This is a genomic window from Burkholderia sp. MSMB1589WGS, assembly GCF_001636105.1.
In the GTDB taxonomy this organism is placed as follows: domain Bacteria; phylum Pseudomonadota; class Gammaproteobacteria; order Burkholderiales; family Burkholderiaceae; genus Burkholderia; species Burkholderia humptydooensis.
Genome location: NZ_LNJT01000006.1, coordinates 164,137 through 189,378, shown reverse-complemented (window position 1 = coordinate 189,378; position 25,242 = coordinate 164,137). Strand labels below are relative to the sequence as shown.

At 66.7% G+C, this 25,242-nt stretch carries 25 protein-coding genes; 19 read left to right on the top strand and 6 right to left on the bottom strand.

The window, feature by feature from the left end; genetic code table 11:
- The first annotated feature begins 79 nt into the window (after positions 1–79).
- The 16 genes from nuoG to WT16_RS03125 all read left to right on the top strand — a co-directional run bounded on the left by nuoG (position 80) and on the right by WT16_RS03125 (position 16,374).
- On the top strand, positions 80–2,410 hold the full coding sequence (nuoG, locus tag WT16_RS03200) for an NADH-quinone oxidoreductase subunit NuoG (protein ID WP_015601723.1): 2,331 nt from the start codon (positions 80–82) through the stop codon (positions 2,408–2,410).
- Positions 2,411–3,475 (top strand): NADH-quinone oxidoreductase subunit NuoH, encoded by a 1,065-nt coding sequence (nuoH, locus tag WT16_RS03195; protein ID WP_009911792.1) that lies wholly within the window; start codon positions 2,411–2,413, stop codon positions 3,473–3,475. It abuts the gene before it with no gap.
- A gap of 15 nt (positions 3,476–3,490) precedes the next feature.
- Complete coding sequence (nuoI, locus tag WT16_RS03190) at positions 3,491–3,979, top strand: NADH-quinone oxidoreductase subunit NuoI (RefSeq protein WP_006025110.1); 489 nt, start codon at positions 3,491–3,493, stop codon at positions 3,977–3,979.
- 110 nt (positions 3,980–4,089) lie between these two features.
- Entirely contained in the window at positions 4,090–4,746 is a 657-nt protein-coding gene (locus WT16_RS03185; RefSeq protein WP_006025111.1) for an NADH-quinone oxidoreductase subunit J, read from the top strand.
- 18 nt (positions 4,747–4,764) lie between these two features.
- Complete coding sequence (nuoK, locus tag WT16_RS03180) at positions 4,765–5,070, top strand: NADH-quinone oxidoreductase subunit NuoK (protein ID WP_004185739.1); 306 nt, start codon at positions 4,765–4,767, stop codon at positions 5,068–5,070.
- Between the two features lie 17 nt (positions 5,071–5,087).
- Complete coding sequence (nuoL, locus tag WT16_RS03175; protein ID WP_063532702.1) at positions 5,088–7,136, top strand: NADH-quinone oxidoreductase subunit L; 2,049 nt, start codon at positions 5,088–5,090, stop codon at positions 7,134–7,136.
- Between the two features lie 14 nt (positions 7,137–7,150).
- Positions 7,151–8,641 (top strand): NADH-quinone oxidoreductase subunit M, encoded by a 1,491-nt coding sequence (locus WT16_RS03170; protein ID WP_015600700.1) that lies wholly within the window; start codon positions 7,151–7,153, stop codon positions 8,639–8,641.
- 39 nt (positions 8,642–8,680) lie between these two features.
- Entirely contained in the window at positions 8,681–10,138 is a 1,458-nt protein-coding gene (nuoN, locus tag WT16_RS03165; RefSeq protein ID WP_197486456.1) for an NADH-quinone oxidoreductase subunit NuoN, read from the top strand.
- On the top strand, positions 10,138–10,443 hold the full coding sequence (locus WT16_RS03160; RefSeq protein WP_015601582.1) for a DUF2818 family protein: 306 nt from the start codon (positions 10,138–10,140) through the stop codon (positions 10,441–10,443). The genes nuoN and WT16_RS03160 overlap by 1 nt, the downstream gene beginning before the upstream one ends.
- A 36-nt stretch (positions 10,444–10,479) precedes the next feature.
- Complete coding sequence (locus tag WT16_RS03155; RefSeq protein ID WP_006025116.1) at positions 10,480–11,070, top strand: NUDIX hydrolase; 591 nt, start codon at positions 10,480–10,482, stop codon at positions 11,068–11,070.
- 143 nt (positions 11,071–11,213) lie between these two features.
- Positions 11,214–11,636, top strand: a complete 423-nt coding sequence (locus WT16_RS03150) for a DUF1178 family protein (RefSeq protein ID WP_006025118.1) — start codon at positions 11,214–11,216, stop codon at positions 11,634–11,636.
- A gap of 60 nt (positions 11,637–11,696) precedes the next feature.
- Positions 11,697–12,893 carry an acyl-CoA dehydrogenase family protein gene (locus tag WT16_RS03145; protein ID WP_059934739.1) on the top strand — a complete coding sequence of 399 codons (1,197 nt, stop codon included), beginning with the start codon at positions 11,697–11,699 and terminating at the stop codon, positions 12,891–12,893.
- An 11-nt stretch (positions 12,894–12,904) separates the two neighbouring features.
- Positions 12,905–14,038, top strand: a complete 1,134-nt coding sequence (locus WT16_RS03140; protein WP_063532700.1) for an acyl-CoA dehydrogenase — start codon at positions 12,905–12,907, stop codon at positions 14,036–14,038.
- A 40-nt stretch (positions 14,039–14,078) separates the two neighbouring features.
- Positions 14,079–14,537 (top strand): MaoC family dehydratase, encoded by a 459-nt coding sequence (locus WT16_RS03135; protein WP_063532699.1) that lies wholly within the window; start codon positions 14,079–14,081, stop codon positions 14,535–14,537.
- A complete protein-coding gene (locus tag WT16_RS03130; protein WP_006025122.1) occupies positions 14,534–15,016 on the top strand; it encodes a MaoC family dehydratase in 483 nt (160 codons plus the stop codon). Before WT16_RS03135 ends, WT16_RS03130 begins: the two co-directional genes overlap by 4 nt.
- 98 nt (positions 15,017–15,114) lie before the next feature.
- Positions 15,115–16,374: a right-handed parallel beta-helix repeat-containing protein gene (locus WT16_RS03125; RefSeq protein WP_063532698.1), complete on the top strand. Its 1,260-nt coding sequence runs from the start codon at positions 15,115–15,117 to the stop codon at positions 16,372–16,374.
- A 48-nt stretch (positions 16,375–16,422) separates the two neighbouring features.
- Here the strand turns inward: WT16_RS03125 and WT16_RS03120 are convergent, their stop codons facing one another.
- Genes WT16_RS03120 through WT16_RS03105 form a run of 4 tightly spaced genes read right to left on the bottom strand, consistent with a single transcriptional unit; the run spans position 16,423 to position 20,343 of the window.
- Entirely contained in the window at positions 16,423–17,649 is a 1,227-nt protein-coding gene (locus WT16_RS03120; RefSeq protein ID WP_063532697.1) for an acyl-CoA dehydrogenase family protein, read from the bottom strand.
- A 45-nt stretch (positions 17,650–17,694) separates the two neighbouring features.
- Positions 17,695–18,801 carry a phosphotransferase gene (locus WT16_RS03115; protein ID WP_063532696.1) on the bottom strand — a complete coding sequence of 369 codons (1,107 nt, stop codon included), beginning with the start codon at positions 18,799–18,801 and terminating at the stop codon, positions 17,695–17,697.
- Positions 18,802–18,828: 27 nt separating this feature from the next.
- Entirely contained in the window at positions 18,829–19,542 is a 714-nt protein-coding gene (locus tag WT16_RS03110; protein ID WP_063532695.1) for a histidine phosphatase family protein, read from the bottom strand.
- A 9-nt stretch (positions 19,543–19,551) separates the two neighbouring features.
- Complete coding sequence (locus WT16_RS03105) at positions 19,552–20,343, bottom strand: enoyl-CoA hydratase (protein WP_063532694.1); 792 nt, start codon at positions 20,341–20,343, stop codon at positions 19,552–19,554.
- 186 nt (positions 20,344–20,529) lie between these two features.
- Between WT16_RS03105 and WT16_RS03100 the strand changes: the two genes are divergently transcribed.
- Positions 20,530–21,186, top strand: a complete 657-nt coding sequence (locus tag WT16_RS03100) for a glutathione S-transferase (RefSeq protein ID WP_059934753.1) — start codon at positions 20,530–20,532, stop codon at positions 21,184–21,186.
- 44 nt (positions 21,187–21,230) lie between these two features.
- Here the strand turns inward: WT16_RS03100 and WT16_RS03095 are convergent, their stop codons facing one another.
- Both WT16_RS03095 and WT16_RS03090 read right to left on the bottom strand, forming a co-directional pair.
- On the bottom strand, positions 21,231–22,403 hold the full coding sequence (locus WT16_RS03095; RefSeq protein ID WP_006025129.1) for a pyridoxal phosphate-dependent aminotransferase: 1,173 nt from the start codon (positions 22,401–22,403) through the stop codon (positions 21,231–21,233).
- A gap of 38 nt (positions 22,404–22,441) precedes the next feature.
- A complete protein-coding gene (locus WT16_RS03090; RefSeq protein ID WP_059934744.1) occupies positions 22,442–23,032 on the bottom strand; it encodes a PIN domain-containing protein in 591 nt (196 codons plus the stop codon).
- A gap of 57 nt (positions 23,033–23,089) precedes the next feature.
- Between WT16_RS03090 and yaaA the strand changes: the two genes are divergently transcribed.
- On the top strand, positions 23,090–23,872 hold the full coding sequence (gene yaaA / locus WT16_RS03085) for a peroxide stress protein YaaA (protein ID WP_063532693.1): 783 nt from the start codon (positions 23,090–23,092) through the stop codon (positions 23,870–23,872).
- Positions 23,873–23,930: 58 nt separating this feature from the next.
- Complete coding sequence (locus WT16_RS03080) at positions 23,931–25,085, top strand: M14-type cytosolic carboxypeptidase (protein ID WP_063532692.1); 1,155 nt, start codon at positions 23,931–23,933, stop codon at positions 25,083–25,085.
- Positions 25,086–25,242: the final 157 nt, after the last annotated feature.

Here is a 25,242-nt window from a genome sequence, read left to right as displayed (position 1 = left end):
CGCAACCCGATTGCAGAATTCGAGCGCCCGGTCGAGCGGACGCGGGCGAGCGGTAATAGGTTAAGGACCATTCACCATCATGGTTGAACTTGAAATAGACGGCAAGAAGGTCGAGGTGCCCGAAGGCAGCATGGTGATCCAGGCTGCGCACAAGGCGGATACGTACATCCCTCACTTCTGCTATCACAAGAAGCTGTCGGTTGCGGCCAACTGCCGGATGTGTCTCGTCGAAGTCGAGAAGATGCCGAAGGCCGTGCCCGCGTGCGCGACGCCCGTGTCGGCCGGCATGATCGTCCACACCAACTCTGACAAGGCCGTGAAGGCGCAGCAGTCGGTGATGGAGTTCCTGCTCATCAACCATCCGCTCGACTGCCCGATCTGCGATCAGGGCGGCGAATGCCAGTTGCAGGATCTCGCGGTCGGCTACGGCAAGTCGGCGTCGCGCTATGCGGAAGAGAAGCGCGTCGTGTTCCACAAGGAAGTCGGCCCGCTCATCTCGATGGAAGAGATGTCGCGCTGCATCCACTGCACGCGCTGCGTGCGCTTCGGCCAGGAAATCGCCGGCGTGATGGAGTTCGGCATGCTGGGCCGCGGCGAGCATTCGGAAATCACGACGTTCGTCGGCAAGACGGTCGACTCCGAGCTGTCGGGCAACATGATCGACCTGTGCCCGGTCGGCGCGCTGACGAGCAAGCCGTTCCGCTACAGCGCCCGCACGTGGGAGCTGTCGCGCCGCAAGTCGGTGAGCCCGCACGATTCCGTCGGCGCGAACCTCGTCGTGCAAGTGAAGAACAACCGCGTGATGCGCGTGCTGCCGTTCGAGAACGAAGCCGTCAACGAGTGCTGGATCTCGGATAAGGACCGCTTCTCGTATGAAGGCCTGAACAGCGAAGAGCGCCTGACGAAGCCGATGATCAAGCAGGGCGGCGAGTGGCGCGAAGTCGACTGGCAGACGGCGCTCGAATACGTCGCGCGCGGCCTGAAGGGCATCGGCGACGAGCACGGCCCGGCTGCGATCGCCGCGCTCGCGAGCGCGCACAGCACGGTCGAGGAACTGTTCCTGCTCAAGCAGCTCGCCCACGAACTGAAGACGCCGAACGTCGACTTCCGTCTGCGCCAGGCCGATTTCTCCGCCGCCGCGCAAGGCGCGCCGTGGCTCGGCATGCCGATCGCCGATTTGTCGGCCGTCGACGCGTCGCTCGTCGTCGGCTCGTTCCTGCGCCGCGATCATCCGCTCTTCGCGGCGCGCCTGCGCCAGGCGGCGAAGGGCGGCGCGAAGCTGCACTTCCTGCACGCGACGGGCGACGACGCGCTGATCCCGAGCGCGCAGCGCATCGTCGCCGCGCCGTCGGCATGGCTCGACGCGCTCGCGGGCATCGCGGCCGCCGTCGCGCAGGCGCGCGGCGTGGCGCTGCCGGATGCGCTGGCGGGCGTGGAAGCGTCGGACGCCGCACGGGCGGTTGCGCAATCGCTCGCGAACGGCGAGCGCCGCGCCGTGCTGCTCGGCAACGGCGTCGTCCAGCATCCGCAATTCGCGCAGATCCACGCGATCGCGCAGTGGATCGCCGACAACACGGGCGCGACGCTCGGCTTCCTGACGGAAGCGGCGAACACGGTGGGCGCGCACCTCGTCGGCGCGCTGCCGGGCGCGAACGGCCTCAATGCACGCGACGCGTTCGCGCAGCCGCGCAAGGGCTACGTGCTCCTGAACGTCGAGCCCGAATTCGACACCGCCGATCCGGCGCAGGCGCTCGCTGCGCTGAAGCAGGCGGAGACGGTCGTCGTGCTGTCGCCGTTCAAGTACGGCCTCGACTACGCGGACGTGCTGCTGCCGATCGCGCCGTTCACCGAGACGGCCGGCACGTACGTGAACGCGGAAGGCCGCGCCCAGTCGTTCAACGGCGTCGTGCGTCCGCTCGGCGACACGCGTCCCGCATGGAAGGTGCTGCGCGTGCTCGGCAGTCTGCTCGGCCTGCCGAACTTCGAGTACGAGACGTCGGAAGAAGTGCGTCTCGCCGCGCTCGGCGACGGCGAAATCGCGCCGCGTCTGTCGAACAAGACGGCGGCGGCGCCCGCGCGCGCAGCCGCGCGGGCCGCGAACGGCGCGCTCGAGCGTCTCGCCGACGTGCCGATCTATCATGCCGACGCGCTGTCGCGCCGCGCGGGCGCGCTGCACCTGACGGCCGCGTCGAAGGCGGCGCACAAGGCGGGCCTGCCCGCCGCGCTGTTCGACAAGCTCGGCCTGAAGAACGGCGACGCGGTGCGCGTGCGCCAGGGCGATCGCACGGTGCAGTTGCCGGCCGTGCGCGAGGAGAATCTTGCGGAAGCCGTCGTTCGCGTGTCGGCAGCCACGCCTGCCGGCGCAGCGCTCGGCAGCCTGTCCGGTGAACTGGTGGTGGAGAAGGCGTAAATGAGCTTGTTCGATACGATCAACTCGGGCGGAGCCCAGCTTCTCGGCTTCGCGTGGCCGACGGTGTGGGCGCTCGTGCGCATCCTCGTCGTCGCCGTCGTGATTCTGCTGTGCGTCGCGTACCTGATTCTGTGGGAGCGCAAGCTGATCGGCTGGATGCATGTGCGTCTCGGTCCGAACCGCGTCGGCCCCGCGGGTCTTCTGCAGCCGATCGCCGACGTGCTGAAGCTGCTGCTCAAGGAAGTGATTCATCCGACGGCGGCAAACCGCTGGCTGTATCTGATCGCGCCCGTGATGACGGTCGTGCCGGCGTTCGCGGTGTGGGCGGTGATCCCGTTCCAGGCGGGCGCCGTGCTCGCGAACATCAACGCCGGCCTGCTGTACGCGATGGCGATCTCGTCGGTCGGCGTCTACGCGGTGATTCTCGCCGGCTGGGCGTCGAACTCGAAGTACGCGTTCCTCGGCGCGATGCGCGCGGCCGCGCAGATGGTGTCGTACGAAATCTCGATGGGCTTCGCGCTCGTGCTCGTGCTGATGACGGCGGGCAGCCTGAACCTGTCGGAGATCGTCGGCTCGCAGCAGCATGGCTTCTTCGCGGGCCACGGCGTCAATTTCCTGTCGTGGAACTGGCTGCCGCTGCTGCCCGTCTTCGTCATCTACTTCATCTCGGGCATCGCCGAAACGAACCGCCACCCGTTCGACGTGGTGGAAGGGGAGTCGGAGATCGTCGCGGGTCACATGATCGACTACTCGGGGATGGCGTTCGCGCTGTTCTTCCTCGCCGAGTACATCAACATGATCGTGATCTCGGCGCTCGCGGCGACGCTGTTCCTCGGCGGCTGGGACGCGCCGTTCGAATTCCTGTCGTTCATTCCGGGCATCTTCTGGCTGGTGCTGAAAGTCTTCGCGCTGCTGTCGGTGTTCATTTGGGCCCGTGCGACGTTCCCGCGTTACCGCTACGACCAGATCATGCGCCTCGGCTGGAAGGTGTTCCTGCCCGTCTGCGTGATCTGGGTGATCGTGGTCGGTTTCTGGATGATGTCGCCGCTGAATATCTGGAAATAAAGGGCGGACGAAATCATGACGGCAATCCAACACTTCTTTAAGACCTTCTTCCTGACCGAGCTGCTCAAGGGGCTCGCGCTGACCGGACGCTACACGTTCAAGCGCAAGTTCACCGTGCAGTTCCCCGAGGAAAAGACGCCGATCTCGCCGCGCTTTCGCGGGCTGCACGCGCTGCGCCGCTACGAGAACGGCGAAGAGCGGTGCATCGCGTGCAAGCTGTGCGAAGCGGTGTGCCCGGCGATGGCGATCACGATCGAGTCGCAGACGCGCGAGGACAACACCCGTCGCACGACGCGCTACGACATCGACCTGACGAAGTGCATCTTCTGCGGTTTCTGCGAAGAGAGCTGCCCGGTCGATTCGATCGTCGAGACGCAGATCCTCGAATATCACGGCGAGAAGCGCGGCGACCTGTACTTCACGAAGGACATGCTGCTCGCGGTGGGCGATCGCTACGAGAAGGAGATCGCGGCCGCGAAGGCCGCCGATGCTCGGTATCGATAACCCGATGCGCCGGCCCGCTCGCCGGGCCGGCGAGTCGCGGCAGCGCCGCGGCACGCCCGGCGGTGCCAGCCAACCGCGCCTGACAATGGCCTAATGATGAACCGGTAATCATGGACTTCACGACCGTACTCTTCTACATCTTCTCGCTGCTCCTCGTGGTGTCGGGGCTGAAGGTGATCACATCGCGCAACCCGGTGGCGTCTGCGCTCTTCCTCGTGCTCGCGTTCTTCAACGCGGCCGCGATCTGGATGCTGCTCGAGGCCGAGTTCCTCGCGATCCTGCTGGTGCTCGTCTACGTGGGCGCGGTGATGGTGCTGTTCCTCTTCGTCGTGATGATGCTCGACATCAACATCGACGTGCTGCGCCGCGACTTCAGGCGCTTCGTGCCGATGGCCACCGTGGTCGGCGCGATCATCGTCGTCGAGACCGCGCTGATCCTGTGGCGCGGCTACGGCGCGACGGGCTCGCCCGTGCACGACATGGCCGCGGGCGCGGCGGCCGGCATGCCGAACACGAAGCTGATCGGCAAGGTCATCTACACCGATTACATCTTCGCGTTCGAGATCGCGGGCCTCGTGCTGCTCGTTGCGATCATCGCCGCGGTTGCGCTGACCGCGCAGAAGGGCAAGGACAGCAAGCGCCAGCGCGTGTCCGAGCAGGTGAAGGTGCGCCGCGAGGATCGCGTGCGTCTCGTGAAGATGCAAGCCGACAAGCCGCAGCCGGAAACCGCCGCGAGCGACGCCGCGTCGGGCTCGAACAACGGCTAAGCGAGAGGAGAAGAATCTATGTTGACCTTGGCTCATTACCTCGTGCTCGGCGCGATCCTGTTTGCGATCGCGATCGTCGGGATTTTCCTGAACCGCCGGAACATCATCATCATCCTGATGGCGATCGAACTGATGCTGCTCGCGGTGAATACCAATTTCGTCGCGTTCTCGCATTACCTGGGCGACGTCCACGGCCAGATCTTCGTGTTCTTCGTGTTGACGGTCGCGGCGGCGGAAGCCGCAATCGGCCTCGCGATTCTGGTGACTCTGTTCCGTAAGCTCGACACGATCAATGTCGAGGATCTCGATCAGCTCAAAGGTTAATTTCAGGCAACGCTGTTATGTCAACGACACTCAATGAAAACCTGCTGCTGGCGATTGCGCTCGCTCCGCTGGCGGGCTCGCTGATCGCGGGGCTGTTCGGCAACGCGGTGGGGCGCAAGGGCGCGCATCGCGTGACGATTCTCGGCGTCGCGGTCTCGTTCGTTCTTTCCGCGCTGGTGTTCTTCCAGGTGCTGGACGGCGCGAGCTACAACGCGACCGTCTACGAATGGATGAACGTCGGCTCGCTGAAGCTCGAGGTGGGCTTCCTCGTCGACACGCTGACCGCGATGATGATGGTCGTCGTCACGTTCGTGTCGCTGATGGTGCACATCTACACGATCGGCTACATGTCGGAAGAGGACGGCTACCAGCGCTTCTTCTCGTACATCTCGCTGTTCACGTTCTCGATGCTGATGCTCGTGATGAGCAACAACTTCCTGCAGTTGTTTTTCGGCTGGGAAGCGGTGGGTCTCGTGTCGTACCTGCTGATCGGCTTCTACTTCACGCGTGAGAGCGCGATCTACGCGAACATGAAGGCGTTCCTCGTGAACCGCGTCGGCGACTTCGGGTTCCTGCTCGGCATCGGCCTCATCCTCGCGTACGCCGGCTCGATGAACTACGGCGAAGTGTTCGCGAAGCGCGCGGAGCTCGCGTCGCTGAATTTCCCAGGCACCCAGTGGGGCCTGCTGACCGCCGCGTGCATCTGTCTGTTCATCGGCGCGATGGGCAAGTCCGCGCAATTCCCGCTGCACGTGTGGCTGCCCGACTCGATGGAAGGCCCGACGCCGATCTCCGCGCTGATTCACGCGGCGACGATGGTGACGGCCGGCATCTTCATGGTCACGCGCATGTCGCCGCTGTTCGAGCTGTCTGACGCCGCGCTGTCGTTCATCACGGTGATCGGCGCAATCACGGCGCTCTTCATGGGCTTCCTCGGCATCGTCCAGAACGACATCAAGCGCGTCGTCGCGTATTCGACGCTGTCGCAGCTCGGCTACATGACGGTCGCGCTCGGCGTGTCCGCGTACCCGGTCGCCGTGTTCCATCTGATGACGCACGCGTTCTTCAAGGCGCTGCTGTTCCTCGGCGCGGGCTCGGTGATCATCGGCATGCACCACGATCAGGACATGCGCAACATGGGCGGCCTGCGCAAGTACATGCCGATCACGTGGATCACGTCGCTCGTCGGCTCGCTCGCGCTGATCGGCACGCCGTTCTTTTCGGGCTTCTACTCGAAGGACTCGATCATCGACGCGGTGAAGCTGTCGCACCTGCCGGGCTCGGGCTTCGCGTACTTCGCGGTCGTCGCGAGCGTGTTCGTCACCGCGCTGTACTCGTTCCGGATGTACTTCCTCGTCTTCCACGGCGAAGAGCGCTTCCGTCATCCGAAGGAATTCGGCAACAACCACGGCGCCGAATCGGCCGCGCATCACGGCCATGACGACGACCACGGTCACGGCCACGCGCACGAGCCGCACGAAACGCCGTGGGTCGTCTGGGTGCCGCTCGTGCTGCTCGCGATTCCGTCGGTCATCATCGGCGCGATCGCGATCGGCCCGATGCTGTACGGCGATTTCTTCCAGCACGGCGTCGCGTTCGACAAGGTGATCTTCATCGGCCAGAACCACCCGGCGCTCGCCGAGATGGCGGAGGAGTTCCACGGCTGGGCGGCGCTCGGCCTGCACTCGATCTCGTCGCTGCCGCTCTGGCTCGCGCTCGCGGGCGTCGTCGTCGCGTGGTTCCTGTACCTGAAGCGCCCGGGTCTGCCGGCAGCGATCCGTCGCGCGTTCGGCCCGATCTACACGCTGCTCGACAACAAGTACTACATGGACAAGATCAACGAGGTCGTGTTCGCGAAGGGTTCGATCGCGATCGGCCGCGGTCTGTGGAAGGAAGGCGACGTCGTGGTGATCGACGGCCTCGTCAACGGCAGCGCGCGCTTCATCGGCTGGTTCGCCGGCGTGATCCGCTTCCTCCAATCCGGTTACATCTATCACTACGCGTTCGCCATGATCATCGGCATGCTGGGGCTCCTGACCCTGTTTGTAACGCTCGGCGGCAAATAAGGCGGGGACGACTAATGCACTCTTTTCCGATTCTCAGTACCGCGATCTGGTTGCCGATCGTATTCGGCCTCGTCGTGCTCGCGGTCGGTTCCGATAAAAATCCGGGCGCGGCGCGCTGGATCGCGCTGATCGGCTCGCTCGCGAGCCTGGCCGTCACGATTCCGCTGATCACGGGCTTCGACTCGAGCACCGCCGCGCTGCAGTTCGTCGAGCAATCGACATGGATCGAACGTTTCAACATCACGTATCACCTCGGCGTCGACGGCATCTCGATGTGGTTCGTCGTGCTGACCGCGCTCATCACGGTGATCGTCGTGATCGCCGGCTGGGAGGTGATCACCGAGCACGTGTCGCAGTATCTCGCCGCGTTCCTGATCCTGTCGGGGATCATGGTCGGCGTGTTCTCGGCGGCTGACGGCCTCTTGTTCTACGTGTTCTTCGAGGCGACGCTGATCCCGATGTACATCATCATCGGCGTGTGGGGCGGCCCGAACCGTGTGTACGCGGCGTTCAAGTTCTTCCTGTACACGCTCGCCGGCTCGCTGCTGATGCTGGTCGCGCTGATCTACCTGTACACGCAGACGCATTCGTTCGATCTCGCGACGTGGCAGAACGCGAAGATCGCGATGACGCCGCAGGTGCTGCTCTTCATCGCGTTCTTCCTCGCGTTCGCGGTGAAGGTGCCGATGTGGCCGGTGCACACCTGGCTGCCGGATGCGCACGTCGAGGCGCCGACGGGCGGCTCGGTCGTGCTGGCCGCGATCATGCTGAAGCTCGGCGCGTACGGCTTCCTGCGCTTCTCGCTGCCGATCACGCCGGACGCGAGCCACTTCTTCGCGCCCGTCGTGATTGCGCTGTCGCTGATCGCGGTGATCTACATCGGCCTCGTCGCGATGGTGCAGGCGGACATGAAGAAGCTCGTCGCGTATTCGTCGATCGCGCACATGGGCTTCGTCACGCTCGGCTTCTTCATCTTCAACCAGCTCGGCGTCGAAGGCGCGATCGTCCAGATGATCTCGCACGGCTTCGTGTCGGGCGCGATGTTCCTTTGCATCGGCGTGCTGTACGACCGCCTGCACTCGCGCCAGATCGCCGACTACGGCGGCGTCGTCAACGTGATGCCGAAGTTCGCCGCGTTCGCGATGCTGTTCTCGATGGCCAACTGCGGCCTGCCGGGCACGTCGGGCTTCGTCGGCGAGTTCATGGTGATCCTCGCGTCGGTCCAGTACAACTTCTGGATCGCGTTCGGCGCGGCGTTCACGCTGATTCTCGGCGCGGCGTACACGCTGTGGATGTACAAGCGCGTGTACTTCGGCGCGGTGACGAGCGACAAGGTCGCGAAGCTGTCGGACATCAGCCGTCGCGAATTCACGATGCTCGCCGTGCTCGCCGCGTTCACGCTGCTGATGGGCCTCTATCCGAAGCCCTTCACCGACGTGATGCACGTTTCCGTGGAAAACCTCCTCTCCCACGTCGCGCAGTCGAAACTGCCGCTGGCCCAGTAAGCCCGAGCGGAGGATACAAAGATCATGCAAAACGCACCTATGAATGTCCTGTTGCCCGATGCGCTGGTGATGGCCGCCATCGTCGTCGCCTGGCTGAACGACACCTTCGTCGGCGCAGCCGGCCGCCGCCTCACGTATCTGATCGCGGTCGTCGCGTCGGCGGCGGCGGGCGTGTGGTTCGCGCTGCAAGCCTTCGATCCGCAGCAGTACTACGTCTTCTCGCGAATGGTCGTGGTCGATTCGTTCGCGAGCGCGATGAAGGCGGTCGTGTCGCTCGGCTTCGCGGTGACGCTCGTCTACTCGCGCAAGTACCTCGAGGATCGCGACCTGTTCCGCGGCGACGTGTTCCTGCTCGGCATGTTCTCGCTGCTCGGCCAGCTCGTGATGATCTCGGGCAACAACTTCCTCACGCTGTACCTCGGCCTCGAGCTGATGTCGCTGTCGCTGTACGCGGTGATCGCGCTGCGTCGCGACGCGACGCAGTCGAGCGAAGCCGCGATGAAGTACTACGTGCTCGGTGCGCTCGCCTCGGGCTTCGTGCTGTACGGGATCTCGATGCTGTACGGCGCGACGGGCTCGCTCGAGCTGAACGAAGTGCTGAAGGCGGTCGCATCGGGCCGCATCAACGACGCGGTGCTGCTGTTCGGCGTGATCTTCATCGTTGCGGGCGTCGCGTTCAAGCTCGGCGCCGTGCCGTTCCACATGTGGGTGCCGGACGTCTACCAGGGCGCGCCGACCGCGATGACGCTGTTCGTCGGCGGCGGCCCGAAGGTCGCGGCATTCGCGTGGGGCCTGCGCTTTCTCGTGATGGGCCTGCTGCCGCTCGCGGTCGACTGGCAGGAAATGCTCGTGATCCTCGCGGCGCTGTCGCTGATCGTCGGCAACATCACCGGTATCGTCCAGCGCAACATCAAGCGGATGCTCGCGTACTCGGCGATCTCGAACATGGGCTTCGTGCTGCTCGGCCTGCTCGCGGGCGTGGTGGGCGGCAATCCGTCGTCGGCGGCGAGCGCGTACAGCTCGGCGATGTTCTACACGATCGTCTACCTCGTGACGACGCTCGGCTCGTTCGGCGTCGTGATGCTGCTCGCCCGCCGCGATTTCGAGGCGGAAACGCTCGACGACTTCAAGGGCCTCAACAAGCGCAGCCCGGTGTTCGCGTTCGTGATGATGGTGATGATGTTCTCGCTCGCCGGCATTCCGCCGACGGTCGGCTTCTACGCGAAGCTCGCGGTCCTCGAGGCGACGGTCAACGCCGGCCTCACGTGGCTCGCGGTGCTCGCCGTCATCACGTCGCTGTTCGGCGCGTTCTACTATCTGCGCATCGTCAAGCTGATGTACTTCGATGCGCCGCAGGACACGACGCCGATCGCGGGCGATGCGTGCAAGCGCACGATCCTCGTGCTCAACGGCCTCGCGGTCGTCGTGCTCGGCATCGTGCCGGGCCCGCTGATGACGGTCTGCCTGCAGGCGATCAGCCATACGCTGCCGCTGTAATGTCGGCCGCCGGCTGGTTCATCGTGCTGTTGGCGCTCGTCGGCGCCAACCTGCCGTTCCTGAATCAGCGCCTGTTCGCCGTCGTGCCGCTGAAGAGCGGAGCGACGGCGAAAAAGAGCGCGTGGCTCCGGATCGGCGAAATGATCGTGCTGTATTTCATCGTCGGCGCGCTGGGCTTCTGGCTCGAATCGCGCGCCGGCAATCGCTTCGAACAGGGCTGGCAGTTTTACGCGATCACCTTCAGTCTTTTCGTGGTGTTCGCGTTTCCCGGCTTCACGTTCCAGTATCTCGTCAAACGGCGCTGACGGCGTAGGCCGTCGCGCCCCACTGCGGAGCCGCCGATGGCCGATTTGCCGAATCACGACGCCACCCTCACGGAAACTTGCATCGAAAGCGCGTCCGTCTACGACGGCTCGTTCCTGAAGGTCAAGCGCGACACGGTTCGCCTGCCGGACGGCAAGCATGCGACGCGCGAATACGTGACGCATCCGGGCGCGGTGATGGTCATCCCGCTCTTCGACGACGGCCGCGTGCTGATGGAGAGCCAGTATCGCTATCCGATCGGCAAGGTGATGGCCGAATTCCCGGCAGGCAAGCTCGATCCGGACGAAGGCGCGCTCGCCTGCGCGGTTCGCGAGCTGCGCGAGGAAACCGGCTACACCGCGCGCGAATACGTGTTCCTCACGCGCATTCATCCGATCATTTCGTATTCGACCGAATTCATCGACATCTATCTCGCGCGCGGCCTGACGGCGGGCGAGCGCAAGCTCGACGACGGCGAGTTTCTCGAGACGTTTACGGCGACGCTGCCGGACTTGCTCGAATGGGTGCGCGCCGGCCAGATCAGCGACGTCAAGACGATTATCGGCACGATGTGGCTCGAGAAGGCGATGTCGGGCGCGTGGCCGCTCGGCGACGTGATCCGGCCGTAGCGCCGCGCCGAGCGGGGTGTTTTGCGAAGGGATACAATCGGTGCCGTCGGTCGGCTCGATCGTGTACTTTTTTCGACTGAATTTAGCACGACCGTTCAAAAAATTTCCATTTGCGATACACTGGCAGCACGCCCTGATTCAGCATGAAGGTCCTCGATTTGCAGTGCCCGCATGGCCATCGGTTCGAAGGCTGGTTCGCGTCGGCCGATGAGTTCGAAGCGCAGTTGTCCCGCAAGCTGGTCGAATGTCCGGTGTGCGGGGCGACCGAGGTCAGCCGCATGCCGTCCGCGCCGCGCCTGAATCTGTCGGGCGCGACGCGGGCGCAGCCGGCCGATCCGCGCGCGCTTCAGGCGCAGGCGCTGCGCGCGCTGCGCGAGGTGCTGGCGAAGACCGAGAACGTGGGCGAGCGCTTCGCCGAGGAAGCGCGGCGCATTCACTACAATGAAGCGCCCGCGCGCGGCATTCGCGGCGTGACCACGCCCGAAGACGCGCAAGCCTTGGCCGAAGAGGGCATCGACGTGATGCCGCTGCCGGTTCCCGCCGCGCTGAAAGAGCCTCTGCAGTGATCGACCGCTGATCGCTGCGCGGCCCGCGGGCAGCCGGCGCGGTCAGAGGAGACACTGCGCATGGATCTCGATTATTCCCCCGCCGACGACGCGTTCCGCGCCGAAGTCCGCGCGTGGCTCGAGGCGAATCTGCCTCGCGCGCTGCGCGAGAAGGTTCTCAACCACAAGCGTTTGAATCGCGACGACTTCGCGAGCTGGCACCGGCTGCTCGGCACGCGGGGATGGTCCGCGCCCGCGTGGCCCGCCGAGTACGGCGGGCCCGGCTGGAACGCGACGCAGCGCCATGTCTGGGAAGAGGAGTGCGCGCGGATCGGCGCGCCGCCCGTGCTGCCGTTCGGCGTGTCGATGGTCGCGCCGGTGCTGATGAAGTACGGCAGCGACGCGCAAAAGCGCCGCTATCTGCCGCGCATCCTCGACGGCACCGACTGGTGGTGCCAGGGCTACTCGGAGCCCGGCTCGGGCTCGGACCTCGCGTCGCTGCGCACGCGCGCCGAGCGCCGCGGTGATCATTACGTCGTCAACGGCCAGAAGACCTGGACGACGCTCGGCCAGTACGCGGACATGATGTTCTGCCTCGTGCGCACCGATCCCGACGCGAAGAAGCAGGAAGGGATCTCGTTCCTGCTGATCGACATGACGTCGCCCGGCATCACGGTGCGCCCGATTGTCACGCTCGACGAGGATCGTGAAGTCAACGAAGTGTTCTTCGAGGACGTGAAGGTGCCCGTCGAGAATCTCGTCGGCGACGAAAATCGCGGCTGGACCTACGCGAAGTATCTGCTCGGGCACGAGCGCACCGGCATTGCGCGCGTCGGCGCATCGAAGCGCGAGCTCGATTTCCTGAAGCGCATCGCGTCGCGCGAGCGCAAGAATGGCAAGCCGCTCATCGCCGATCCCGTGTTCGCCGCGAAGATCGCCGCGCTCGAGATCGAGCTGATGGCGCTCGAAGTCACGGTGCTACGCGTCGTCAGCAGCGAGGCGAGCGGGCGCGGGCCGGGGCCGGAGGCGTCGATGCTGAAGATCAAGGGCACCGAGATCCAGCAGGCGCTGACCGAGCTGATGGTCGACGCGATCGGGCCGCTCGCCGCGCCGTTCGACGCCGCGTTCCTCGAAGGCGAGCGCGAGCACAGCGTCGCCGGCGACGACGACGCGGCGCCGCTCGCCGCGTATTACTTCAACTACCGCAAGACGTCGATCTACGGCGGTTCGAACGAAATCCAGAAGAACATCATCGCGCAGATGATTCTCGGCCTGTGAGGAGCGGCGCCATGAACTTCACCTTCAGCGAAGAACAACAGCAATTCGCCGACGCGCTGCGCCGCTATCTCGACGAGCGCTACGGCTTCGACGCGCGGCGCGCGATCGTCCATTCGGACGCGGGCGTGTCCGCCGACCAGTGGCGCGCGTTGGCCGAGCTGGGCCTGACCGCGCTGCCCGTGCCCGAAGCGCACGGCGGCTTCGGCGGCGGCGCCGTCGACATGCTCGTCGCGACGCAGGAGCTTGGTCGCGCGCTCGTCGTCGAGCCTTATTGGGCGACGGCGGTCGGGATCGAGGCGCTGCGCGTCGCGGGCTCGGGCGGCGGCGAGGATGCGGCGCTCCTCGAGCGCGTGGCGCAGGGCGACGCGAAGCTCGCGGTCGCGTTCCACGAGCCGCACGCGCGCCATGATCTGTTCGCGATCGAGACGCTCGCGCGGCCCGGCGGCGACGGATTCGTGCTGACGGGCGTCAAGTCGGTCGTCCGGCACGGCGCGCAGGCGGACGTGCTGATCGCGCCCGCGCGGCTGCCGAACGGCGCGATTGGCCTCTTCGCGATCGCGCGCGGCGCGGCGGGCGCGGATATTGTCGACTACCGGACGATCGACGGCCAGCGCGCGGCGACGATCCGCTTCTCGGACACGCCCGCTCGCGCGCTCGCGGGCGGCGAGCGCGATGCCGCCGCGCTCGAGAAGATCGCCGACTACGGCGTCGTGCTGCTGTGCGGCGAGGCGATCGGCGCGCTCGACGCGCTCAACCGCGCGACGCTCGACTACACGAAGACGCGCGAGCAGTTCGGCGTGCCGATCGCGCGCTTCCAGGCGCTGCAGCACCGGATGGTCGACATGCTGATCCACGCCGAGCAGGCGCGCTCGCTTACCTATCTCGCCGCGGTGCGCTATGCGAGCGGCGACGCGAACGCGCGCCGCAAGGCGGTGTCGGCGGCGAAGGCTCGCGTCGGGCAGGCCGCGCGCTTCGTCGGCCAGCAGGCGGTGCAACTGCACGGCGGGATGGGCGTCACCGACGAGGTCGCGGCCGCGCATCTGTTCAAGCGTCTGTCGATCATCGAAACCACGCTCGGCGACGTCGATCACCACCTCGCACGTTTTGCGTCGCTGCCGGATTTCGCGGCGCTGCAGGATGCCTGAGCGGGCGGCGCCCGCCCGCTTCATTTCACGGAGAAGCTCGATGGGTATCAGTTACGAAGACCTGGAAGTCGGCGGTAGAACCGAAGTCGGCAAGCATCGATTCACGGTCGACGAGATCGTCACGTTCGCGCAGGCTTACGATCCGCAGCCTTTCCACGTCGACGCGGAAGCGGCGAGGTCGTCGATGTTCGGCGGGCTCGTCGCGAGCGGCTGGCATACGTGCTCGGTGTTCATGGGCATGCTCGTGCGCAACGTGCTCCAGGGCTCGACGAGCATGGGCTCGCCCGGCATCGAGGGAATTCGCTGGATCAAGCCGGTGCGCGCGGGAGACACGATCACGATGTACAACAAGGTCCTCGACAAGCGGCTGTCCGAGAGCAAACCGGATCGCGGGATCGTGACGACCGAATGGGAAGGCGTCAACGAGCAGGGCGAGATCGTCATCACCGTGCGCTCGAAGGTGATCTTCGGGCTGCGTTCGCCGCAGGGGAGCGCATGACGGCGAGCGCGAACGAACTGCCGGTCGTCGCGTCGGCCGACGCGCTGCGCGCGCGGGTCGGCGCGGCGCCGCTCGCGAGCGGCTGGATCGACGTCGACCAGGCGCGCGTCGACCGGTTCGCCGATGCGACGGGCGATCGTCAATGGATTCACGTCGATCCCGAGCGCGCCGCGCGCGAGTCGCCCTTCGGCGGACCGATCGCGCATGGTTTTCTCACGCTGTCGCTGATTCCGGCGCTGATGACCGGCGCGCTGCGCTTCGAACAGCGCATGGGCGTGAACTATGGCCTGAATCGCGTGCGCTTCCTGAAGCCGGTGCCGGTCGGCTCGCGCGTGCGTGCGCTGTTCGCGGTGAAGGAGACGGGGCCAGCGAAGCAGGGCGGCGTGCAGGCGGTCTGGACGGTGTCGGTGGAGGTCGAACTGGGCGGCCAGCCGGTGCCGGCCTGCTCGGCGGAGTTCATTACGCTGCATTATTTCTGAGCGGGGTTCGCGCGGCGGATGCATGTGTGGCCTCGCGCACGGACGCGCGACCTTTCGGAAACTTATCGTGCCCTTACAACGACCGGAAGGGGACGACGATGAACCGATCACAGCCAGTTTTCGCCGCATTCGCCGCCGCGTGCGCGCTCGCCGCCGGCGGCACGGCGCAGGCATGGGCCGCGCCTGCCGACGTCACCGTCTATCCGGCTGGCAACGGAAGCGATCAGGCCGATGCGCTGCAAGGGGCGCTCGATGCGTTGCAGACCGGCCAGCGCCTCGTGCTCGCGCCGGGGCAGTATGTCGTCGGGCGTTCGCTGCTCGTGAAGAATCCGCAGGTCGTGGTGTCCGGCTATGGCGCGACGCTCGTCGCGACGAACGATGCCGACCAGACCATCGAGATGCGCGGCCAGAATTCGACGCTCGTCGGCGTCGCGCTGGTCGGCGCGGGCACGACGCGGCTCACGACGCCGGAATCGACGAAGGTGGAGGTGACGGGCGCGGGCGTCCAGGTGCTCGACGTCAAGGTGCGCGGCGGCGCGAGCGCGGGCATCTTCGTGTTCGGCGGCGCGGACGTCGCCATCGTCGGCAACACGGTTCAGGACACGCTCGCCGACGGCATCCATACGACATACGGCTCGCGCAACGTGCTGGTGCGCGACAACACGGTGCAGCACACCGGTGACGACATGGTCGCGGTCGTCAGCTACAAGGGGGACGGCAAGCTCAGCAGCAACGTGCTGATCCAGAACAACACGCTGCTCGGCAACTACTGGGGGCGCGGCGCGACCGTGGTCGGCGGCGCGGACGTGACGATCACCGGCAACACGGTGCGGAACGTGCAGAAGGCGGCCGGAATCCTCGTGGGGCAGGAGGACGGCGCGAACACTTACGACGCGCGGAACGTCATCGTGTCGAACAACACGGTGTCGGACATCGAATTGCCCGATCCGAACAACACGCGTTCGCCGACCTACATGGCCGCGATCGACGTCAATACCTGGTCGGGCAAGGCGGCCGGCGTGTCCGTGACCGACAACCGGATTGCCCGAGTTCAGTACGCCGGCGTGCGAGCGCTCGGCAACGTCTGCCAGTTGCGCGTGTCGCGCAATGCGCTCGCGTCGGTCGGCGGCACGCCGATCGCGCTGCAACAGGCGCCGAGCTGCGCGGCGGGCCAGATCGTGTGCGCGTCGAATACGCTGGACGGCGCCGCGCTGGCGTCGCCGGCAGGCTGCTCGGCGACGGACGGCTTGACGATCACCGGGGCGAACGTCGCGCGCATGCCGCAGGTGCGGGAGTACTTGCGGCAGACGCCGACGTCGTCCGCGGCGAAGGCGGGCGCCGCCGCATCGGGCTCTTGAGGGGCCGGCGCGTGACGGCCCCCGCGAGTGCGCCGCGCGAAGCGCGCGTCAGGCCGGTCGCGGCGCGTGACGCGCGAGCTCGAGTTTCGCGATCGCGTTGCGGTGGACCTCGTCCGGCCCGTCCGCGAAGCGCAGCGTGCGCGCGCTCGCGTACGCATAGGCGAGCGGGAAGTCGTCGCTGACGCCGCCGCCGCCGTGCGCCTGGATCGCCCAGTCGATCACCTGGCACGCCATGCTCGGCGCGACCACCTTGATCATCGCGATCTCGCCGCGCGCTCCCTTGTTACCGACGGTGTCCATCATGTACGCGGTCTTCAGCGTGAGCAGGCGCGCCTGCTCGATCATGCAGCGCGCCTCGGCGACCCGTTCCTGCGTGACCGTCTGCGCGGCGACCGGCTTGCCGAACGCGATGCGCTCCGACGCGCGCCGGCACATCAGCTCGAGCGCGCGCTCCGCGAGCCCGACGAGCCGCATGCAGTGATGGATGCGGCCCGGCCCGAGCCGGCCCTGCGCGATCTCGAAGCCGCGTCCTTCGCCGAGCAGCAGGTTCGACGCGGGCACGCGCACGTCCTCGAGCGTGATCTCCATGTGGCCGTGCGGCGCGTCGTCGTAGCCGAATACGTTCAGCGGCCGGTGCACGGTGACGCCGTGCGCGTCCGAAGGCACGAGAATCATCGACTGTTGCGCGTGGCGGGGCGCGTCCGGGTCCGTCTTGCCCATCACGATGTAGAGCTTGCAGCGCGGGTCGCCCGCGCCCGACGACCACCATTTATGGCCGTTGATCACGTAGTTCTCGCCGTCGCGCTCGATGCGCGTGCGGATGTTCGTCGCATCCGACGACGCGACTTCGGGCTCCGTCATCAGGAACGCCGAGCGGATCGCGCCGTCGAGCAGCGGCTCGAGCCACGTCGCCTTGTGCGCATCGGTGCCGTAGCGCTCGAGCGTCTCCATGTTGCCGGTGTCGGGTGCATTGCAGTTGAAGACCTCCGGCGCCCACGGCACGCGGCCCATGATTTCGCAAAGCGGCGCGTATTCGAGGTTCGTGAGGCCGGCGCCGCGCGCCGAATCGGGCAGGAACAGGTTCCACAAGCCCGCGGCGCGCGCTTTCGCCTTCAGTGTCTCGATCAGCTCGACCGGCCGCCATGCGTTGCCGGCGCGCCGGTTGCGCGCGATTTCTTCGTAGAACGCGCGCTCGTTCGGATAGATGTGCTCGTCGAAGAACGCGTTGAGCCGGGCGCGCAACGCTTCGACTTTCGGGGCGTAATCGAAATGCATGGCTGCCTCGCTGGTCGGACGGTTCGGTAAGAGGAGGGTGCGCGGCTAGCGCGCGTGCCGTGCGTAGCGCCACGCGAGCTCGGCCATCGGCCGCGCGCGCCGGCCGGCGTCGAGCGCCTGCGCGCTCGATGCGGTGCTGTCGACGACGCGCTTCATGATGCCCTGCAGGATCGCGGCGATCCGGAACATGTTGTATGCGAGATAGAAATGCCAGTTGTCGGGCATCGTGAGGCCCGTGCGCTCGCAGTAGCGCGCGACGTAATGCGCTTCGTCGGGAATCCCGAGCGCGCGCAGATCGAGCCCGGCGATGCCGCGAAAGCTTTCGGGCGCGACGTGCCACGCCATGCAGTGGTACGCGAAATCGGCGAGCGGATCGCCGAGCGTCGACAGTTCCCAGTCGAGCACCGCGAGCACGCGCGGCGCGTGCGGATCGAATATCAGATTGTCGAGCCGATAGTCGCCGTGCACGATCGACACGCGCGCGCCGTTCTCGGACTCGGGCGGCAGATGCCGAGGCAGCCAGTCGATCAGCCGATGCATCGCATCGATCGGCTCGGTTTCCGACGCGAGATACTGCTTGCTCCAGCGCGCGATCTGGCGCGCGAGATAGTTGCCGGACTTGCCGTAACCGGCGAGCCCGACCGCCTGCGGATCGATCGAATGCAGCGCGGCGATCACGCGGTTCATCTCGTCGTAATGGCGGCCGCGCTCGGCGGGCGTCATGCCGGGCAGCGACGGATCCCACAGCACGCGGCCGTCGACGAACGCCATCACGTAGAACGCACGGCCGATCACGCTTTCGTCGTCGCCAAGCGCGAGCATCGGCGCGACGGGCACGTCGGTGCCGGCGAGCGCGGCCATCACGCGATACTCGCGCTCGATCGCGTGCGCGGACGGCAGCAGCTTCGCCGCGGGCGCGGGCTTCGCGCGCAGTACGTAGCTGCGCGCGGGCGTGACGAGCTTGAACGTCGGATTCGACTGGCCCCCCTTGAACTGCTCGACGGCAAGCGGGCCGGCGAAGCCGTCGACATGCTTCGCGAGCCACGCGGCGAGCGCGTCCACGTCGAAGCGCTGCGCGTCGCCGACGGGGCGCGTGCCTTCGAATGCGGCGTAATCGGTCTGCCTGGATTTCGGATCGTGCCCGGCTGCCATCGTCTCCTCCGGATCCGCGCGACGCGCCTACTCTCGCGCGCTTTGCAAGAACTGGTGATACAGCACTTCCATCGTCGTGTTGCGGACGTCGCGGTGCAGCGCTTCGGGCGGCGAATAATTGACGAGCCGCACGACCCAGTCGTCGTCGCGCTCGCCGACGTCGAGCGCGTTGATGCAGCCCGCGGACTGCGACAGCGTGCCGATGAAGAGCCGGTGCCCGGGCACCGTCGCATGCGACAGCAGCGCACAGTTCACGCCGCCGTGCAGCACGAGCAGTACCGTGTCCCACGACGGATCGGCGCGCAACGCGGCGAGCGGCGGCAGCACGCGGTCGATCAGCTCGCCGATCGTCTCGCCGCCGAGAAAGCGCGTGTGCTCGGCGACGATGCCGTCGAGCACGCGCAGGAACGCGGCTTCCTGCTCCTCGGGCGGAATGTCGGCGAGGAAGCCGCCGCGAATTTCGCGCCACGCGGGCTCGATGTCGATGCCGAGTGGCTGGCCGGTCTCGGCGAGCACGCGCTGCGCGGTTTCGATCGTGCGCGGCAGGCCGCTCGCGATCACGCGGTCGAAGTGCACGTTCTGTTCGGCGAACACGCGGCCGGCCGCGGCCGCCTGCATCCGGCCGCGCTCGTTGAGCGGCACGGCGTCCTGGTCGAACGGGCGGCCGTTCGCGTCGAAGTAGGTGACGTCGCCATGCCGCATCAGATAGATGCGGCGGCGTTTCGGCAATTGATAGGACATGGGTGGGCGTCAGCGTTTGTAGACAGGGGCGCGCTTGTCGAGGAACGCGGTGATGCCTTCGAGCGCGTCCGCGTGATGCAGCGACGCGACGAAGTGATCGCGCTCGGCGGCGAGATGTGCGGCGAGCGGCTGCGTCTGCGCGTCGGCGATCAGCGATTTGATTCGCGCAAGCGCGTTCGGCGACATCCTGCCGATCTCGTCGGCCCAGGCGATCGCCTCGTCGCGCGCGGCGCCCGGCTTCGTCAGCCGGTTCACGACGCCGAGCTCGCGCAGCCGCGTCGCGGCGGCCGGCTTGCCTTCGAACAGGATCTCGGCCGCGAGCGCGCGTGGCAGCGCGCGCGCGAGGAACCACGAGCCGCCGCCGTCGGGCGTGAGCGCGACGCGCGCATACGACATCACGAACTTCGCGTCGTCGGCGGCGACGAGCAGGTCGCACGCGAGCGCGAGCGAGAAGCCCGCGCCCGCGGCCGCGCCTTCGACCGCCGCGATCACGGGCTTCGTCACGGTGTTGATCGCGGTGACCCACTCGCCGAGCAGATCGATGCTCGCCGCCTGCACGGACGGGTCCTTCGCGCGATTGTCGAGCAGCCGGTTCAGGTTGCCGCCCGCGCAGAAGAAGCGGTCTGCGCCCGTCAGCACGACCGCTCGGATCGACGGATCGCGTTCCGCCGTGTTCAGCGCTTCGAGGCCGGCGGCATACATGTCGGGATGCAGCGCATTGCGCGCGCCGGGGTTGGACAGCGTGAGGACGAGCGTCGACTCGCTTTCCGGCGGGCGCGACGCGAGCAGTTCTGCGCTCATGCAGTGAGTCTCCTTGAATTCGACAGGCGTCGGCAGCGGTGCGTCGCGCCCGTGCGTCGCGACGCAAACGTCGCGGCGCGCTGCGAAGTTGCTTTAGACTAGCATGAACGTGCTTTTCGGCGTTACGCCGACCGACGCGCGGGACACATCGCGCGCGGCCCTTTTCCCATGAAGAAGGAGACTTTGATGCTGCGGCTCTGTGGCTCACCGTTGTCCAATTATTACAACAAGGTCAAGTTCGTCCTGCTCGAGCACGATATTCCGTTCGACGAAACGCTTGTCAAGCTTCCGATCGACGATCCCGCGCTACTTGCCGACATGCCGCTCGGCAAGGTGCCGTTTCTGCTGACCGAACACGGCTCGCTCTGCGAATCGCAGGCGATCGTCGAATATCTTGCCGCGATCCATTCGGACAAGCGCATTTTCCCGGCCGACCCGTTCGACGCGGCGAAGGCGCGCGAGATCACGACGGTGCTCGAACTGTATCTCGAATGGAACGTGCGCGAGCTGTTTCCGGAGGCGTTCTTCGGCGGCAAGGTGAGCGACGGCACGAAGGCGCACGTCGAGAAGCGCATGCCGCGCGCGCTCGACGGTTTCAAGCGGCTCGCGAAGTTCTCGCCCTACGTGCTCGGCGATACGTTCTGCATTGCCGACATCGCCGCGTTCGTCCATCTGCCGATCGTCGCGCTCGCGACGAAGGCGATCTACGGCCGCGATTTCATCGCCGACGCCGGGATCGACTGGAAGGCATACGTGAAGCGCATCGAGGAAGAGCGGCCGGCTGCGAAGCGCGTGAGAGATGAGCGCAAGGCGTTCATCGCGGGGCTCGCGCAGCAGGGTTGATGCGGCGGGCGTGATGCCCCGCGCCCGCGCCGCGTTGCTCGGGACTACAGGCGCGCGAGCCGTTCGAGCGCGGTGGCGAGGGTGTCTTCGCGCTTCGCGAAGCAGAAGCGCACGACGCCCGATTCATGCGGCTCGTGATAGAACGCCGACACCGGAATCGCGGCGACGCCGATTTCGGTCGTCAGCCATTTCGCGAACTCCGCTTCCGGCAGATCGCTGATCGCCGAATAATCGACGCACTGGAAATACGTGCCCGCGCAAGGCAACAACTCGAAGCGCGTGTTCGCAAGCCCCGCGCGGAAGAAGTCGCGCTTCTTCTGATAGAACGCGGGCAGCGTCAGATACGGCTCGGGATCGCGCAGATATTCGGCGAGGCCGAACTGCATCGGCGTGTTGACCGTGAACACGTTGAACTGGTGCACCTTGCGGAACTCGGCCATGAGCGGCGCGGGCGCGGCGACGTAGCCGACCTTCCAGCCCGTCACGTGGAAGGTCTTGCCGAAGCTCGACACGACGATGCTGCGCGCGGCGAGCTCCGGGTAGCGGGCGACGCTCTCGTGCCGCGCGCCGTCGTAGACCATGTGCTCGTAGACCTCGTCGGACACGATCAGCAGATTGGTGCCGCGCACGATGTCCTCGAGCGCGCGCATGTCCGCCTCGCGCCAGACGGTGCCCGTCGGGTTGTGCGGCGTGTTGATCAGGATCGCGCGCGTTTTCGGCGTGATCGCCGCGGCGAGCGTGTCGAACGGAATCGCGTAGTCGGGCGCGTTCAGCGTGACGAACACGGGCGTCGCGCCCGCCAGCTCGATCGACGGCAGATAGCTGTCGTAGGTCGGCTCGATCACGATCACCTCGTCGCCCGGATGCACCGCGCACAGGATCGCCGTCAGGAGCGCCTGCGTCGCGCCCGCCGTCACGGTGATCTCGGTGGCGGCATCGTAGCGGCGGCCGTAAAGCTGCTCGATCTTGTCGGCGATCGCTTCGCGCAGCGGCGCGACGCCCGCCATCGGCGGATACTGGTTGTGGCCGTCGCGCATCGCGTGCGCGACCGCGTCGACGATGCGCGGATCGCAGTCGAAATCGGGAAAGCCCTGGCCGAGATTGACCGCGCCGTTTTCCGCGGCGAGCGCGCTCATGACCGTGAAAATCGTCGTGCCGACGTCGGGCAGGCGCGAGAGGAGAGTGGGCGTCGTAGGCATGTCGTGCGGTGCGTTCATCGTGGCTTGCGCGAAAAGGGGTTGGGCGGGCGCGTCGCTTACGCCGGCTCGGATGCGCCGGCCGCGAGCGCACTGGCGGCGAACGGCGCGGGCTGCGCGATCCGGAAACCGAAGTCGCGCTCGGTGCGGCGCGTGAGCTTCAACAGCGCGCGATCCTTCGATACGAGCCAGTCGGCGCGCGCCGCATACGCGAGTTCGAGGAATTTCTGGTCGTCGCGGTCGCGGCACTTCGGCAGCGGGCGCGGCGGCGCGTCGTCGTCGGGCGAAGGCGTGGCCGGGCCGGCGGGCGACGGCGGGCCCGCGCGGCCCGCTTGCGCGGGCGGCGCATGCCGCAGGTCCGTTCCGTTCAGCGCATTTCCGCGATCGGGCTCCGCGACGCGCTCCGACAGGCGCGCGACCGTTGCGAGCGCGGCGGCCTTGTCGACCGCGCGCGCCCTGAACTGCGGGTAGTCGAGCACGCGCTCGAGCTCGACCAGGCAGCGGACGTCGATGAGCGCCGTGATGGCGCCCGTTTCGAGGGCATCGCGGATCGGGCGGGCGTCGGGGTCGTCGAACACGAGGATGTCGATCCAGACGTTCGAATCGAGCACTACGCGGCGACCGGCGCGGGGAGCGTCGGAACTGGGCATTCGTTACAATCGGTGGTTTTCGTCTGACTGCACGGCACGGCGTGCCGGCGAGCCTCTATGATAATCGTTCTCTCTCCGGCGAAATCGCTCGACTACGAAACCCCGCCCCACGTTTCCCACCACACGCTGCCTCAGTTCGCCGACGACGCGGCCGCGCTGATCGACGAGCTGCGCCGGCTGTCGCCGCAGCAGATCGGCACGCTGATGAGCATTTCCGATCCGCTCGCGCGCCTGAATTTCCAGCGCTACGCGGACTGGTCGCGCACGTCGACGCCGGTGAACGCGAAGCAGGCGGTGCTCGCATTCAACGGCGACGTCTACGAGGGCCTCGACGCGCGCTCGCTGTCGTCCGACGATCTCGACTACGCGCAGCGGCACGTTCGCGTGCTGTCGGGGCTCTACGGGCTGCTGCGGCCGCTCGACCTGCTGCAGCCTTACCGGCTCGAAATGGGCACGCGTTTCGCGAACGCGCGCGGCAAGGATCTGTACGCGTTCTGGGGCGAGCGGATCACGCACGCGCTGAACGCCGAGCTGAAGACGCGCGGCGGCGCCTCGCGCGTGCTCGTCAATTGCGCGTCGGCCGAGTACTTCAAGTCGGTGAAGCCGAAGCTGCTAGACGCGCGCGTCGTCACGCCGGTGTTCGAGGACTGGAAGGACGGCCGCTACAAGATCATCAGCTTCCATGCGAAGCGCGCGCGCGGACTGATGGCGCGCTACGTCGTCGAAGGGCGGATCGGCTCGCCCGACGCGCTGAAGGATTTCGCATCGGAAGGCTATGCGTTCGACGAAGCGGCGTCGAACGACGATACCTACGTGTTTCGCCGCCGTGTCGGCGCTTGAGCGGACGGCGACCGGCATATCCAGCGGCCCGGTGCGGCCGCCGCAACCAGGAGATGCAATGACTCTCTCGATTACGAGCAATTTCGACGCGGGCGCGATCGACGTGGTGTCGTGCGAGCGCGCGGACGCGATCCGGCTGCGCGTGCGCGGCGACAATCGCGCCGAGTTCGCGCAGTGGTTCTACTTCCGGCTGACGGGCGCGCGCGGCGAGCGTTGCGTGATGACGTTCGAGAACGCGAACGACTGCGCGTATCCGGCGGGCTGGCGCGACTACCGCGCGGTCGCGAGCTACGACCGGGTCAACTGGTTCCGCGTGCCGACGTCCTACGACGGCCAGGTGCTGACGATCGACCATACGCCCGATTTCGACAGCATCCATTACGCGTATTTCGAGCCGTACAGCGAAGAGCGCCATTCGGAGTTTCTCGGCGCGGTCCAGCAGATGCCGCAAGCGAGCGTTGTCGAGCTGGGCCGTACGGTCGAAGGGCGGCCGATGTCGCTCGTCGTGCTCGGCACGCCCGACGAAGCGGGCGTCGCGAAGAAGAAGGTGTGGATCATCGCGCGCCAGCATCCGGGCGAGTCGATGGCGGAATGGTTCGTCGAAGGGCTCGTGAAGCGGCTCGCCGGCTGGGGCGACTGGTCGGGCGATCCGGTCGCGCGCAAGCTGTACGATCACGCGACGTTCTACATCGTGTCGAACATGAATCCGGACGGCAGCGTGCACGGCAACCTGCGCACGAACGCGGCAGGCGCGAACCTGAATCGCGAATGGATGGAGCCGGACGCCGGGCGCAGCCCCGAAGTGCTCGCCGTGCGCGACGCGATTCATGCGATCGGCTGCGATCTGTTCTTCGACATCCACGGCGACGAGGATCTGCCGTACGTGTTCGCGGCCGGCTCGGAGATGCTGCCGGGCTTCACCGAGCAGCAGCGCGTCGAGCAGCACGCGTTCATCGAGGCGTTCAAGCGCGCGAGCCCTGATTTTCAGGACGAGCGCGGCTATCCGCCCGGCAAGTACAGGGAAGATGCGCTCAAGCTCGCGTCGAAGTACATTGGCCACCGGTTCGGCTGCTTGTCGCTGACGCTCGAGATGCCGTTCAAGGACAACGCGAATCTGCCCGACGAGCACGTCGGCTGGAACGGCGCGCGCAGCGCGTCGCTCGGTGCGGCGATGTTGGGCGCGATCCTCGAGCACGTGCGGGCTTTCGCTTGAGCGCCGCCTGAGCGCTCGCCCCGGTGCGGCGGATGCGCGGATCGGGCGCGCATGAAAAAGCCGGAGCCGCATCGTTGCGCTCCGGCTTTTTTGCATCCGGCCGATGGGCCGATGGGTCGGTATGCGGATGAGCAGATGGGCCGATGACGGCGCGTTC

What these genes read in the sequence shown, in the direction of transcription:
- nuoK (WP_004185739.1), top strand. Translation starts at nt 4,765, where the DNA reads ATGTTGACCTTGGCTCATTACCTCGTGCTCGGCGCGATCCTGTTTGCG.
- nuoL (WP_063532702.1), top strand. Translation starts at nt 5,088, where the DNA reads ATGTCAACGACACTCAATGAAAACCTGCTGCTGGCGATTGCGCTCGCT.
- nuoN (WP_197486456.1), top strand. Translation starts at nt 8,681, where the DNA reads ATGAATGTCCTGTTGCCCGATGCGCTGGTGATGGCCGCCATCGTCGTC.
- WT16_RS03130 (WP_006025122.1), top strand. Translation starts at nt 14,534, where the DNA reads ATGACGGCGAGCGCGAACGAACTGCCGGTCGTCGCGTCGGCCGACGCG.
- WT16_RS03115 (WP_063532696.1), bottom strand. Translation starts at nt 18,801, where the DNA reads ATGGCAGCCGGGCACGATCCGAAATCCAGGCAGACCGATTACGCCGCA.
- WT16_RS03185 (WP_006025111.1), top strand. Translation starts at nt 4,090, where the DNA reads ATGGACTTCACGACCGTACTCTTCTACATCTTCTCGCTGCTCCTCGTG.
- WT16_RS03105 (WP_063532694.1), bottom strand. Translation starts at nt 20,343, where the DNA reads ATGAGCGCAGAACTGCTCGCGTCGCGCCCGCCGGAAAGCGAGTCGACG.
- nuoH (WP_009911792.1), top strand. Translation starts at nt 2,411, where the DNA reads ATGAGCTTGTTCGATACGATCAACTCGGGCGGAGCCCAGCTTCTCGGC.
- WT16_RS03145 (WP_059934739.1), top strand. Translation starts at nt 11,697, where the DNA reads ATGGATCTCGATTATTCCCCCGCCGACGACGCGTTCCGCGCCGAAGTC.
- WT16_RS03120 (WP_063532697.1), bottom strand. Translation starts at nt 17,649, where the DNA reads ATGCATTTCGATTACGCCCCGAAAGTCGAAGCGTTGCGCGCCCGGCTC.
- WT16_RS03160 (WP_015601582.1), top strand. Translation starts at nt 10,138, where the DNA reads ATGTCGGCCGCCGGCTGGTTCATCGTGCTGTTGGCGCTCGTCGGCGCC.
- WT16_RS03135 (WP_063532699.1), top strand. Translation starts at nt 14,079, where the DNA reads ATGGGTATCAGTTACGAAGACCTGGAAGTCGGCGGTAGAACCGAAGTC.
- yaaA (WP_063532693.1), top strand. Translation starts at nt 23,090, where the DNA reads ATGATAATCGTTCTCTCTCCGGCGAAATCGCTCGACTACGAAACCCCG.
- WT16_RS03150 (WP_006025118.1), top strand. Translation starts at nt 11,214, where the DNA reads ATGAAGGTCCTCGATTTGCAGTGCCCGCATGGCCATCGGTTCGAAGGC.
- nuoG (WP_015601723.1), top strand. Translation starts at nt 80, where the DNA reads ATGGTTGAACTTGAAATAGACGGCAAGAAGGTCGAGGTGCCCGAAGGC.
- WT16_RS03170 (WP_015600700.1), top strand. Translation starts at nt 7,151, where the DNA reads ATGCACTCTTTTCCGATTCTCAGTACCGCGATCTGGTTGCCGATCGTA.
- WT16_RS03080 (WP_063532692.1), top strand. Translation starts at nt 23,931, where the DNA reads ATGACTCTCTCGATTACGAGCAATTTCGACGCGGGCGCGATCGACGTG.
- nuoI (WP_006025110.1), top strand. Translation starts at nt 3,491, where the DNA reads ATGACGGCAATCCAACACTTCTTTAAGACCTTCTTCCTGACCGAGCTG.
- WT16_RS03090 (WP_059934744.1), bottom strand. Translation starts at nt 23,032, where the DNA reads ATGCCCAGTTCCGACGCTCCCCGCGCCGGTCGCCGCGTAGTGCTCGAT.
- WT16_RS03155 (WP_006025116.1), top strand. Translation starts at nt 10,480, where the DNA reads ATGGCCGATTTGCCGAATCACGACGCCACCCTCACGGAAACTTGCATC.
- WT16_RS03125 (WP_063532698.1), top strand. Translation starts at nt 15,115, where the DNA reads ATGAACCGATCACAGCCAGTTTTCGCCGCATTCGCCGCCGCGTGCGCG.
- WT16_RS03110 (WP_063532695.1), bottom strand. Translation starts at nt 19,542, where the DNA reads ATGTCCTATCAATTGCCGAAACGCCGCCGCATCTATCTGATGCGGCAT.
- WT16_RS03100 (WP_059934753.1), top strand. Translation starts at nt 20,530, where the DNA reads ATGCTGCGGCTCTGTGGCTCACCGTTGTCCAATTATTACAACAAGGTC.
- WT16_RS03095 (WP_006025129.1), bottom strand. Translation starts at nt 22,403, where the DNA reads ATGAACGCACCGCACGACATGCCTACGACGCCCACTCTCCTCTCGCGC.
- WT16_RS03140 (WP_063532700.1), top strand. Translation starts at nt 12,905, where the DNA reads ATGAACTTCACCTTCAGCGAAGAACAACAGCAATTCGCCGACGCGCTG.